The 13882-nt window shown below is 37.3% G+C and carries 9 protein-coding genes; 2 read left to right on the forward strand and 7 right to left on the reverse strand.

The window, feature by feature from the left end; genetic code table 11:
- Positions 1-132: 132 nt before the first annotated feature.
- From sbcB to H4J38_RS07500, 3 genes are all read right to left on the reverse strand, one after another.
- Positions 133-1608, reverse strand: coding sequence for an exodeoxyribonuclease I (sbcB, locus tag H4J38_RS07490; protein ID WP_404842599.1), 1476 nt, complete (start codon positions 1606-1608; stop codon positions 133-135).
- 127 nt (positions 1609-1735) lie between these two features.
- Positions 1736-2296: an excalibur calcium-binding domain-containing protein gene (locus H4J38_RS07495; RefSeq protein WP_182131027.1), complete on the reverse strand. Its 561-nt coding sequence runs from the start codon at positions 2294-2296 to the stop codon at positions 1736-1738.
- 183 nt (positions 2297-2479) lie between these two features.
- Positions 2480-2782, reverse strand: coding sequence for a hypothetical protein (locus tag H4J38_RS07500; RefSeq protein ID WP_182131028.1), 303 nt, complete (start codon positions 2780-2782; stop codon positions 2480-2482).
- A gap of 227 nt (positions 2783-3009) precedes the next feature.
- On the opposite strand from H4J38_RS07500, the gene H4J38_RS07505 reads away from it, so the two are divergent.
- On the forward strand, positions 3010-4917 hold the full coding sequence (locus H4J38_RS07505) for a methyltransferase domain-containing protein (protein ID WP_182131029.1): 1908 nt from the start codon (positions 3010-3012) through the stop codon (positions 4915-4917).
- A gap of 46 nt (positions 4918-4963) precedes the next feature.
- Here H4J38_RS07505 and H4J38_RS07510 read toward each other — a convergent pair whose 3' ends face one another.
- Entirely contained in the window at positions 4964-8173 is a 3210-nt protein-coding gene (locus H4J38_RS07510; protein WP_182131030.1) for a DUF3427 domain-containing protein, read from the reverse strand.
- 76 nt (positions 8174-8249) lie between these two features.
- On the reverse strand, positions 8250-9185 hold the full coding sequence (locus H4J38_RS07515) for a nuclease-related domain-containing protein (RefSeq protein ID WP_182131031.1): 936 nt from the start codon (positions 9183-9185) through the stop codon (positions 8250-8252).
- Positions 9186-9627: 442 nt separating this feature from the next.
- Here H4J38_RS07515 and H4J38_RS07520 point away from each other — a divergent pair, with 442 nt between their 5' ends.
- Positions 9628-11226 (forward strand): cation:proton antiporter, encoded by a 1599-nt coding sequence (locus H4J38_RS07520; protein WP_182131032.1) that lies wholly within the window; start codon positions 9628-9630, stop codon positions 11224-11226.
- Positions 11227-11525: 299 nt separating this feature from the next.
- Here H4J38_RS07520 and H4J38_RS07525 read toward each other — a convergent pair whose 3' ends face one another.
- On the reverse strand, positions 11526-12647 hold the full coding sequence (locus H4J38_RS07525) for an acyl-CoA dehydrogenase family protein (RefSeq protein WP_182131033.1): 1122 nt from the start codon (positions 12645-12647) through the stop codon (positions 11526-11528).
- Between the two features lie 20 nt (positions 12648-12667).
- The gene (locus H4J38_RS07530) at positions 12668-13867 is read right to left on the reverse strand and encodes an acyl-CoA dehydrogenase family protein (RefSeq protein ID WP_182131034.1); all 1200 of its coding nucleotides are present in this window, start codon (positions 13865-13867) and stop codon (positions 12668-12670) included.
- Positions 13868-13882 lie beyond the last annotated feature (15 nt).

A 13882-nucleotide genomic window follows, 5' to 3' on the forward strand; every position in this document is an offset into this window, starting at 1 on the left:
TTTTGGCATACGTTAGCGTTAGAAAACCTGAAGCCACTAGCCGCTATCCACTCAAAAAAACATTTGTAATTCATCTTTAAGAGCGGCTTTATGCCAATTAAATTCGGTACCTTTAAGTTATTAATTCAATCGCTATTTATTATTTATATATTCAAATAACGCTTTTAATAACTGCATTTTTTCGGTGTTATTTTCATATTCAAAAGCTAAGTTTTCTAATTTCATCATGTATTCATCAGCGCTCAATAAGCCTTTAGTGCCATGCTGAATACGATTTTGACAATGAGCCTGCCACTTTTGTTGTTCACCATCGTTAAGGGTATAAGGGAAATTACGCGCGCGATAACTAAACAACAACGTATTTAATCTTTCATCTTGAAATTGAAAAGGATGCGTACCCAATTGCTCTGGCGATAGTTGGTGTAATATTTCCATTTGAGCTTTATCGCTATGCGAGAAAAACTTTCCGCCGTATAGCGCAAACTCAGCTTCTACTGGTTCATCACCAAAGTCACTGGTGGCAAAAACATCAGTTAATTTATCTCTAAGCTCAGTATATTGCTTAAGCCTTTTCAAGTTATCAAGGCAAAGCTCTCGAGGAATGTCTAAACGCTCGGCGTTTTCAGGTAACAATGTTTTTGCAGGTGCTACTATCGGGCACTTGTTTAAGTGAATTAACTTAATGGGTATCGGTAATTCGTCTTCGGCTAGCTCATCATAACGGGTATATAAACGCGCTTTTATCTCTTCACTTGAAAGCTCAAATAGAGGCGTAGGATCGCGCGCCAAATCGACCGCAATAACAGCATTTTTATTAATAGGATGATAACAAACTGGCGCAAACCAACTGGTGCAACCATGAGCAGAAGACACTTTACTCGTGGTATGAACAATAGGTGTCATGTTGTAAACATCAATTAGCTCAGCCACTTGCTTTTTATTCTTCAAATTAAAAATAAAGTCATATAACTTTGGCTGTTTTTCTTTAATAAGTTTTGCCATGGCGATAGTGGCATAAACATCACTCATCGCATCATGCGCGGCTTCATGGCTAATGCCATTAGCTTTTGTTAGCAGTTCTAAGCGAAAACTCACCACTTGTTCACCATCGCGTTCAACCGTTGGCCATTCAATACCTTCAGGGCGCAAAGCATAGCAAGCGCGCACCATATCAATAATATCCCAACGACTATTACCATGTTGCCATTCGCGAGCATAAGGGTCGTAAAAGTTACGATAGAGTAGGTAGCGAGTTACCTCATCATCAAAGCGAATACTGTTATAGCCGGCAACACACGTATTAGGTTGTGAAAATAGCCCATGAATACGATCAGCAAACTCAGCTTCACTTAAACCTTCACGTAACGCTTTTTGCGGCGTAATACCGGTAACTAAACAAGCTTCAGGTTGCGGCAAATAATCTTGTGGCGGCTGGCAATAAAACATCTCAGGCTCACCAATAATATTTAAATCAAGATCGGTACGAATACCAGCAAACTGAGAGGGCTTGTCGAACTTTGGTGATATTCCCCAGGTCTCATAATCGTGCCAGAGGATTGTTGGCTGATCTGTGTTTGGAGCAGAAGAGTTCGGTTTCATTTTATCCATGTAAAACAACTTGTAGTTTTAATATCGCTATAGATTTCAAGCTATTGCTAAGCTAAAAAGGCTAAGCCACTTTATGGCTCTGACTTTAGCACAGGCAAGGGATAAAATCCTACAAAAAGGGTGGTAGTTAAAAGGTGTTAAATTGCCTTTCACAGGGGATACCGTCTCCATCACCATCCATTTTAGTATTGGGACAATTTTGAAGAAAATACTTCGCTTCTTCATAAGACGACATTTCACTGCAATGCTGGCGACCATCACATGAAAATTGTGATTGGGTATTGATTACTGGCTGGGGTGGAAATGAATTAACCTTAGGTGCTGTGAATTGCTCTGCAGGGATATGTGGAGTCTTTACGTTCAAGCGTTGATACGCAAAAGCACAAACAACGATTATCGCAAATAGTAAAACTGTTTTACTTTTTGGAGAAAATGAATTTTTATAAACACGGTGTTTTTGCTGCTTTAATGCCTTGGCAGCAACACCTTCAATGCGGCAGTTAATAGCGCTAGTTTTGCCATTACTTTGTTGTTCTACCTCAAAATAAATGAAGTCACCAATTTTTGGTTTTCTGCTCATTTCTTTTAAGGCCGAAATATGAATAAAGGTATCTTGTTTCAGCTCGGGTGACTCAATAAACCCAAATCCTTTATTATCAAACCAGCTTTTTAATTGCCCCTTGTGCATCGCCGCTCCATTGTTGATGTTATAGTTAACTATATTTTACACCTATGTAATATTAAATAATAACAGCGGCTTAAACTATATTTGTTTGAATATTATTTATCATACGTTTTCTAAAATAATGGGCTAACAATTATTATTGAAGCATTATTTGTCATAACTGAAATTTGCGTTTTGGGTTATAAACTAACTTTTAGAACGCTCATAAGCTGGTATATTTATAAAGTCGTTATCACCACGCGCAATCGCTTCTTTTAAACTCGCTTTTCTACTACGGCGATCGCCAATAGTTTCACCAAAAACATCAACATGCGCTTGCTCCATAACAGCAACCGCGTCGTCATGAGATATTACACCAAGGGCTTTACCAGCATGCATAAAGCCCTCAGTTCTAAATTTTTGTTTATCATCTTTTTTGTGCTGGGTGGCAAGCTCGAAAACCTGCACTAATTGTTGATAACAGCTCTGTAAATATTCTTGTTTGTTCATTGTTTAGACCCTTTTATCAATGCGTACAAATTGTTACACACCAAAGTTAATAAATTGATTAATCTTAGTTAAGTTAATTACTTAACTAAGATATTAATTGACAATTTATGGCATTTAAATCAATCTTTCTGTTACATAATGTGTTTTATTAATAATACCTAGTTTGGTATTAATATCTTTAAATTATTATTTTGAGTTTACGGACGATGTGCAATTAGGATGATGCAGTGACACCTCAGTTTTATAATGAAAATGCGCAAGAGCTTGCCAAACAGTACCTTTCAAAGTCATTTGAAGAGGTACATCAAACCTGGTCACAGTTTTTACCTGTTGTTATAGCAAACCCTAATGCCCGTATTCTTGACTTAGGCGCAGGCGCTGGTCGCGATGCAAAGCATATAGCCGAACTAGCCGAAAAACAGCATAAAACCGATAACAATATTCAAGTTTATGCGGTTGAACCCGCAACTGAGCTTGCCAATTTAGGCGCTGAAGTCACCAAAGACTTAAAGGTAAAATGGCTTAACGATGCTTTACCTTCATTAAGCGTTATCACTAAACAAGAAGTTAGCTTTGACTTAATTTTATTAAGTGCAGTTTGGATGCATATTCCTCAAAGTGCTCGCGCTCGCGCAATTCGTAAACTTGCCAACCTATTAAAGCCCGGCGGAAAATTAGTAATATCACTTCGCCATGGCCAAACTGAAGACGATTTTAAACAGCGTAAAATGCATATCGTATGTGCTGATGAGTTAAAACGTTTAGCGGCTGATGTTGGCCTATGTACCAAGTTAGAAACACAAAAAGAAGCAGACAAACTCGGCAGAAACCATGTTTTTTGGCAAACCCTTGTGCTGCAAATGCCAGACGATGGCACAGGCGCATTCCCGTTCATTCGCCATGTCGCGATTAATGATGGCAAGGCTGCAACTCACAAGATTGCTTTGTTAAGAGTTTTACTAAGAATTGCCGATGGTCACCCAGGTGCAGTTCTGCGAAGAGAGTCATCTCCATTTGGCGATCGCGTTATTTTACCAGCGGGTTTAGTCGCGCTTTATTGGTGTCACCAATACAAAGATTTAATCGATACGCATCAGTTATTTCAATCACCTAAGAAAAGTCCAAACATGGGCTTTATGAAACCTGAAGGTTGGCACAAGTTAACGCATCGTAGTGCTTCAGATTACCGTATTGGTAATTTATTCACGGGTGAAGATGCCATAGCACTGCATAAAACTATTTCAGCGGCGGTTAGTAATATTAAAACTATGCCTTGTCGTTATATTACTTTCTCTAATCAAGAGGCTGATAGTAGTGCCAAGGTATTTGAAGTTGCCAGTAAAACCGTTAAAGCCAAAGACAGTATATTTCTTGATTTGCAAACGCTTGAGCAATGGGGCGAGTTCTCATTACCTGAATCAACATGGCTAGCGTTTAATCGTTACGCTTGCTGGATTGAGCCTGTATTGGTGAGTGAATGGGTTAAAACCATGGCTAGCTATTCGGGTAATGCTCAATATGCATCGCCTGAAAAGCAGTTTCATTTATACCAAGCACTGAATTGGTTAGAGCCTAAGCGAACAACAACCGAAGTGCGCAGTCGTTTTGAACAGCTTAAAAAGCAGTTACCAAAAAGTGAGCAAATTCAATGTGTGTGGTCAGCAAAATCATTACAGAAAAAGTACGATATTGATCACAGCATGCCATTTGCTCGTTGGCCAAATAACGATTTATGGAATTTGTTGCCGACTGATAGTCAAATTAACAATCAAAAAAGTGATCGCTTGCCAACAGAGCATAAATTAAAAGCCTCGAAAGAAAGAATTCAGCATTGGTGGCAAACCGCTTGGCTGAATGACAGCAACAGCACATTCAGCGGAACACATGTAAATGATGTTCATGAAGTTAATGAAATGCCAGCAGGCTATGTAATAAACGTTCAGGCTTTTAAAACATCCACAAAGCTAGAGCAAACAACAGCAAGTATGTCAGCTCAAAGTAAACGATTTTTTGCTGAAGCCAATATCGCCTTGCCGGGGTTAAGTTCAGATAACACATCGATAGATGATTTGTTTGAAGCGCTGGTTATGCAACGTGGCCGATTGAAAGCAATGCAACAGCTGAGAGAGTGGTGAAAACATAGCCCGTCAATTATACCGTAACAATTTATTAACTTTTTCTTTAACCAACCGCCAACTTAGCCGTCTCATGCCACAAATACGCTGGCATGGGGTGTTTAAGTTTCCATGTGATATTCATCGGCTGACTGCCTTCATATTTTACAAAATCGACTGGGCCAAAATTGACAAACCCCATGGTTTTATCATTTTCGTCTTTGGCTTGCTCGCGAACAAATAATATGAATGTTTTGTTGTTTTCTTTTTGCTTGATATAGCCCAAACCGCGGCCTGCCTCTGGTTTAGAGTTATTTTGCGTTTGCCAGTGAAATAATGTTGGGCTCATCGCATAGTCATGGTACATGGTGGTTGCTGAGAACTGTTTTTCATTTTTATTTAAGGTGACAAAAAGTAAAGATGTATTAGAAGCAGGAATATCTAAAACACCTTCTCGGCTCGGTGACTTTTTAGTAAAGTCACTATCACCAAAAGCAACAAGAATATGTTCTTTGGGGTAACGAACATGCATTTGTAATGGCGAAGAATCGACCTTTGCATTGCCAATTTTTGGCATGGCAAATTCACTTACTTCTAGTTGTTCAATAAGTATTTCGATAGCTTCGCTGAGTTCATTTTGCAGGTTTTTATCTTTAAGCGCTGCGATACTGTCTTCAAGGCTATTAAAGCCTGCTTGTTTACCGGCTTTGTCCCAAAAGTCGTAATGGCACATTAAGGTAAACAATTGCTCAGAGTTTACAGTTTGGTCTGTAAAGTTAGTTAATGGCAACGCAAAATTATTACCACAAAGGGCTTTAATAAAGCGTAAATAAGATATTGAGGTGCAGATCATTAATCGGTTGTTGATAGCACGATAGTAAGCCGCATAAAGTGCCTGTTTACTTTCATCTATGGCTTTATTTTTACTTATCGACAGTAGGGCTTGCCAACCGCCAAACTTACCAACTTTAACTTTGTAGATATCTTCCAAGGTAATATTAGGGTTGATATGTAGAAAGTTTTTTAATGTTAAAGGTAAATGAGTAACATGAGGGAAATTAATAATTAAGTTAATTAATCGGGTTTTATTAAGTGTTGCTTGGCTGATGTTTTTTAAGATCATGGTTTGAGTTTTTTCTTGTAACTCAATACGACAACCCAAAGGCAAATGAGGAAAACCTTGTTTAATTTCTTTTGCTATTGCTTGATTGGTTTTACCCACTAATGCTCTAAACTTATGTGAAAAGTCGTATTCTGGTCGCGAATTGCCGACAAAATCCAATATTGTGCAGCACTCTTTGTTATCGGTTAAACGCAGTCCACGTCCTAATTGTTGTAAAAATATCGTCAAGCTTTCTGTCGGGCGTAAAAACAGTAAAGTATCTAGCTCTGGAATATCGACACCTTCATTAAAAATATCGACCACAAACAGCACGTTTATTTGTTTTGATTTAAGTCGTTGCTGCATGACTTCACGATCTTTACTGTTATCGCTAGTTAGCACGCCACAGGCAATATTTTTCAGAGTGAACTTTGCTGCCATAAAGTTTGCGTGTTCTTTACTGACACAAAATGCCAGCGCGCGCATTTCAGAAATATCAGTAACAATTTCATCTAAGCTTTGTAGTATTCGTAAAACACGTTGGTCGTTATAAGTATAAAGGTTGGTTAATTCAGCAATGTCATAACGGCCTTTAGACCATTTTATTTGGGTCAGATCAGTATCGTCATCTATGGCAAAATATTGAAAGGGAGAAAGATGACGTTGGTTAATTGCTTCAGGTAAGCGTATTTCAGCGGCAATAACATGACAAAAGTCGCTAAGAATATCAGTACCATCATGTCGCTCTGGTGTCGCGGTTAACCCTAATAAAATTTTCGGACTAAAGTGTTTCAATACTTCTCGGTAGCTTTTAGCTGCAATATGATGAACTTCGTCAATAACAATATAATCAAAGTAATCTTCACTTAACGCTAAAGTGTCAATTGGATTGCTCATTTGTGAGTTTAAACTTTGAATAGAAGCAAAAAGATGGTGATATTTGTTTGGTTTGTTATTGCCGACCCATAATTCGCCAAAATTACTATTTTTTAATACGCCACGATATGCGCCTTGTGCCTGCTTTAAAATCTCTTCTCTATGGGCAATAAATAAGAACTTTGCTTCTGGGTTTTTATCGTAAAAACGGGCAAAGTCGAAAGCTGAAATAATGGTTTTTCCTGTGCCTGTGGCGGCAACAACTAAGTTGCGATAACGATTATGCAGTTCACGCTCAACCTGTAGTTTTTCTAATATAGTTTGCTGATGAGAATGAGGTTTTATATCGAAATAAAAGCTCGGCGCTGCATTGTTAAAACTGCCTTTCGCTTCTTGCAGGGCGTTATGCAGCTTTTCTTTACTCTCTGCTTTGCCATCAAAGTGTTCAAAGTCTGGTGATTCCCAATACGTTTCAAACGTGCTGAGCGACTTTTCAATAATGTGTGGAATTTCTTGTGAGGTGATTTTTAAATTCCACTCTAAACCACTTGTTAAAGCTGAATGCGATAAATTAGAAGAGCCAATATAGCCAGTGTGGAAGCCTGTATTTCGCATGAATAAATAAGACTTAGCATGCAACCTTTCACGATTAGTATTGTAACTGAGTTTTACTTCGGTGTTGGGCAGTGAGGCTAAAAACTCAACGGCTTTGGCATCGGTCGCGCCCATGTAAGACGTGGTGATTATTTTTAGCTGCTTGCCACTTCGGGTAAAAGCTTCTAACTCGTTTTTAAATATTCGAATGCCAGCCCACTTGATAAATGACACTAACCAATAAATTTTATCAGATGATTGGATCTCTCTTTTTATCTCAGTCTCTAGCGAGATACCGACGTTGCTGCCACAAAATAGCTCACTTTGACTTAGCCCAGTAATAGGCATTATTGATTCAACGTACTTCGGCAAGTCTGCTGCAATAGGATTGGATTTATCAAAAAGAGCGGTAAGTATTTTACCTTGGCTGTCTAACAGATTTTCACTGATCAGTTCTTCATCGCGAATATGCTGGCTAAGCCATTGCACGATAGTATTGGCGAGTTTTATTTGCTGATGAATTCTACTATCACCGTTGGGTACAGAGTCCATAGCAATTTCAATAATACGTGTTAGGAATCGCGATAATAGCGTTGCGGCCTCGCCAGCTTCCAATGACCGTTCGCCAACATAGAAGGCATCGCGATCTAAATTTTGCTCTACCAACTGTGTTATTAGCTGCTCATAAATACCTGTTTGAGACATCAACATTCCTTATTGTGTTAAGCACCTGATATAACGATTCATATAACTATTTAGCTAATCATCATAACGTAAATCTTTATTGGATTAATACTGTTGAACTTTCGCAGTCACAGCATTGTAGCGTGTAAGTTGTTTGTTTTTTTGAAACCTTAGTGCTCTTACTAGTACAGCTCAAACATGGTGTTTTTAATGGCGTATTAGTGTCGCATTTGTTGCATTTTATAAAATAGCCATAACGCCCACTTTTCACTAAGTAATCTGATTTTTCATGACAGTTTTTACACTCTATTGAGGTTTGCTCTGAAGTAGCTACTGGCAAATATGGCTTTAAAGGTTCTGTAATATTTTCAAGGGTTGGGGTTGTTTGTTTTACCTGAGACATTAAAAATGACGTGATTGATAAGAGTTCATCTTCACTAAAGTCTGGCCTAGTCTCGAATGGGTTTAACTTTTTCACAATAGAATCTTTTAATTTCATAACCTCTTTAAGCTTATCAACTAAAAATTCTGTTTTAACTAGATATTTAGAAACACTTTTCGGCATGTTTTCACGGTCAATAATAGCATTGCTTGATATTGCACAAACACTATCCCAACAACGCATGCCAAATGATTGTTGCTTAATACCAAATAACTTACTGAGGATGCTTTCTCTATTTTCGTAAAGTAATTCTCTTAGTAATTTTTGCTGTAATTCGACTTGTTTAATAGGTGAAGGCATACCTGACCATTGGCTACCTAAGCTGCGAGACCATTCTTCAAAATCATTAACTTTTACATTACCTTTGATACTTTTAGATTCAATTAATACAAAGCCGTAAGGATAAATAATCAGATGATCTATTTGAGCCGTTTCATTATTGTGGGTAAATTTAAAGTCGTTAATGACAAATACTTTTTTATGATCTTTAAAAGCACGTCTTAAAAAAAAGGCAACATCTTGCTCTTGTTTTTGTCCAGCTTTAGCGGTTGGGGATACCGCATTTATAATTGTTTTGTCTTTTAGAATCATACTGCTGATCTTCCATGTCAAATAAATCTAATCGTATGATATTAACCTAACACCATTATAACGTTAAGTATTTTGTCATTAATCTTTGATAAATTGAGGGATGCTGAAAACAACAGTGGGCACTCATGCTAATCACTTTGCTAAATCTAAGTGTGATTAATCGTTTGATTCAGGTGAATATAACGATTAATGTTAAGTTGTTTTACGATACTAAAAGTTATTCAGTTGCACCATAACGGTGCTGGCGCATCAATATTATGCATCACGTAAAACGGTTAAAAATAAAATTATATTTATTATTTTTAACTTATTGAATTAATTATATTATATTTTACTTTTACAAGGCTTGATTTGCGCTTTTAGTGGTCTGTAATATGCATGTAATTAACCAGGTATATTTTTAATTACTGATGTAAATATCAGGTTAGTTTTAAGGGATCAAATGGACTCCATACTTGTTATTATTGCTATATCGTTAGCACTTGCTAGCGTAATAAATATAATTTTAACCAAATTCTCAATTTCACATATCATAGGTTATATAATTACCGGCACTATCGTCAGTAATTTTTTCGATTTTAATGGCAGCACCACACCGCACTCACTCGAGCTTATTGGCGAGTTTGGTATTGTATTTCTAATGTTTACTATCGGTTTAGAAATGTCTTTTTCTAAACTCGGTAAAATGAAAGAGCTGATATTTTTTAATGGCTTTGTACAGGTAGCGTTTAGTTCTTTAGTAATTTTTGTTATGGCATTTTATCTATTTAATGTCGAAGCCATTCCGTCTTTAATCATTGCACTTTCATTTAGCCTGTCTTCAACGGCTATCGTATTACCGTATCTGAAAAAATCAAAAGATATTGTTACGCCTTATGGTAAAAAGTCAGTGGCAATACTGTTTTTTCAAGACTTGGCTGTTATCCCCATTTTGTTACTTATGGGCTTCTTATCTAATAATGAATTATCTATGACAGATATTTTATTAAAAACCTTTTTGTATGCCGGCGTAATTATTATTTTCATGTTTACTATCGGCAAAAAAATTATCGCTTGGTTACTGCATTTTTCGGCAAATGCGCGCATGGAAGAATTATTTCTAAGTTCTGTTTTTACTATTGTATTGGGCGCGTCACTGATCGCGCATGAAATGGGTTTTACTTATTCTTTAGGCGCATTTATTGCCGGTATGATTATCGCCGAAACTAAATTTCATATAAAAGTAGAATCAGACATAGCTTCATATAAAGATTTGTTATTAGGAGCATTTTTCTTTGCTATTGGCACAAAAATCGATGTTTTATACTTTATAAGCAACCTGCATTGGGTACTGGGTGTTTTAGCGCTAGTTATGTTGATAAAGGCCATTATTATTTATTTATTAATGATAATGAAGTCTAACAAAAGTGAAGCTATAAAATCTGCTGTTGCGCTATGCCAAGTAGGGGAGTTTTCTTTTGCTATATTTGCTATGGCAATAAGTCATAACCTTCTAACAGAAAGTTTAGGCAGCTTTTTAATATTGATCACCGTGTTATCTATGATATTAACGCCATTTATGGTGAGCAATATATATAAACTCGCTGCGCTTTTTGTTGTTGAGTTTTTTGAATCAGACAAAATAACAACCGTGAATGCAAGCGATCACACCATTGTTTGTGGTTTTGCTATTTTAGGACGTATTGTGGCAAAAGAACTGACTAATAAAGGTGTGAGCTTTTTAATTATTTCTGATAATTTACAACATGTAATACTGGCTAGAAAACGTGGCTATAACGCTTACTTTGGCCACTTAGATAAAACACCGGTGTTAGAAGCATTAAGGGTAGACCAAAGCACTAGTATTATTGTTACGGTTAATTCTTTAATGAATAAACAAATTATTTGTGAAGCCGTACTAAATTATTATCCGGGTGCAAAATTAGTCGTAAAAGTTAACACTTTGGAAGAAAAAACTGCATTAGCCGATATTAAAATAAGCTCTTTTGTTCATGCGCAGCAAGAAACCGCAGCGCTTTTAGTTAAACAAAGCATGCCTTAAATTTAAAGGGTAAATTACTTTTACATCTGTTATTTGGTTTTAATATTAAATTTGCTGAGTTGATTTTAATGAAAAGGTGGGTTGTCGCTGCTAGTGAAATAGTTGAAGTTATACTGGTTAACTAATTTTGGCCATTAATTTTTATTTGATCAGTATTTTCTGTTTCATAGGAATTGAGATGAAAGATATAGAATAATGCTTTGGCTATATTTATATTGAATTTACATTGAAAATAAAAATGCCTCGAATTGTACTTATCAATTCAAGGCATTTTTTATGAGGTACCAGTAATTAACGCGTTATAAAGATGCAAAACGTTTGGTATGAGCATCAGTACTACCAAACAAAAATTGAATGGTGGTCAAACGTTTAAAGATATGACCCACATCAAGTTCATCAGTCATACCTATAGCACCATGCAATTGCACTGCTTCACGACCCACTAAGTTTGCCGCTTTACCAATTCGACTTTTCGCCGCTGATAATGCTTTTGCATCATGGCCATTATTGCTATCCATTTTTAATACGGCCATTAACAGTATAGATTTAGCTTGCTGATGCTCGATAAACATATTTACTAGCCGGTGTTGTAGTGCTTGGAAAGTACCAATAGTGCGACCAAACTGTTTACGTGTTTTTGCATATTCTACTGTGCGTTCATTAGCTATTTGCATGGCACCAACGGCTTCGGCGCAAACTGCTAACGTAGCTTTGTCGATAATATTACTAATGGCTGGCAAGGCGTTGTCTTGCTCACCTAACAATTCTAGAGTAGGGGTGTTATCAAACCAAATGTCAGCGGCTTGGTGTCCGTCAACATTGGCATAACCTTCACGTTTAACGCTTGGGTGATTAGCATCAACAAGAAATAAGCTGATGCCATTGTTGTCATTTGTTGTACCTGAAGTACGCGCTGAAACTATTAATGTATCGGCATGATTACCGTTTAACACCACAGACTTATGACCTGAAATAACAAATTCACCATTTTTTTCGCTTGCGATACATTTCACGTTGTTTAAATGATAACGGCTTTGTGGTTCAGCATAGGCAAAAGCCATTTGCAGTTCACCTGCCATTATTCTTGGTAAGTAATCGTCTTTTTGCGTTTGATTACCCGCCAAGGCAATTAAACCACCCGACATAACGGCAGTTGCCAAAAATGGTTCAACTACCATGCCTTTGCCAAACTCTTCCATGACCAGCATAAGGTCGACCATAGAACCACCTAAACCACCGTCTTCTTCGGTAAATGGCAGCATTAACCAGCCAAGCTCAGCAAATAAGGTCCAATTTTCTTGACTAAAACCTGTGGTTGATTCGAGTATTTTTCTGCGTGTTTCAAAATCGTAATCGTTGAGAATAAACTTCGATACACTATCTTGAATCATTTGTTGTTCGTTATTTAACGAAAAGTCCATTGTAAACTCCTAATGCTAATTTAAAGGCCTAAAACGGCTTTACTGATGATGTTAGTTTGAATTTCGTTACTGCCACCGTAAATGGATGCTTTTCGGTTATTAAAGTATCGTAATGAACTATTCGTTGCCATATCAGGACCAATGCTTTGTCCGTCAAAGTCATCATTGAATTGATCAGGAACAAATGGCATTGAGTAGTACCCAGCCGCTTCAACATATAACTCGTCAATTGCTTGGATAACTTGAGTGCCAACAATTTTTAAAATTGAAGATTCTGGCCCCGGAGCTTGGCCGGTACTGATAGCTGAAAGTGTGCGTAATTCAGTGTATTCTAAGGCTAATAAGTCTATTTCTACTTGTGCGACTTTTTGCGCAAAAATAGCGTCATCAATCAGTTTGTTATCTCCATCAGGAGATATTTGAGCCAATGCTTTTAATTGTACTAGGCGATCTTTAGAGATAGCAACGCGAGCGATACCCGTTCGTTCATGTGTTAATAGTACTTTAGCGTACGTCCAGCCTTTGCCTTCGACTCCGATAAGGTTTTCTGTAGGTACACGCGCATTATCAAAATGAACTTCATTAACTTCATGTCGACCATCAATGGTTATAATAGGTGATACGGTGATTTTAGGGTCGTTCATGTTAATTAACAGGAAACTGATCGCTTCTTGGTTTTTCGCGCTAGGCTCACCGGTTCTGACTAAACAGAATATCCAATCGGCATGTTGGCCTAAGGTTGTCCATGTTTTGGTGCCGTTAACCACATATTCATCGCCTTCTTTTACCGCTGTTGTTCTAACCGATGCAAGATCAGAACCTGCTCCAGGTTCTGAATAACCCTGACACCACCAAACATTACTGGCTAATATATCAGGTAAAAAACGTTGTTTTTGTTCTTCATTACCGAAGGTATAAATAACAGGTGCAACCATTTTTAAACCAAAAGGGATCACATCTGGGCCGCCAGCTTTTGCGCATTCATTGGCAAAAATATATTTTTGCGTTGGTGTCCAACCGGTTCCACCGTGCTCAACTGGCCAATTAATTGCTGACCAACCTTGTTTATGCAGTATTTGTTGCCATTCAATACATTCTTTTTTTGATAGATGTATTGAATTTTTAGTTTTTTGAGCGATGTTTTTTGGCAACTTCTCTTGCAAAAATTGATGCACTTCTTGTTGAAAGTCTTTTTCTTGAGCGGTAAAGTTTAAATTCATTGTGCAAATCCTTCG

Origin of the sequence: Colwellia sp. BRX10-3, from assembly GCF_014077505.1 — a bacterium.
Taxonomy (GTDB): Bacteria; Pseudomonadota; Gammaproteobacteria; order Enterobacterales; family Alteromonadaceae; genus Cognaticolwellia.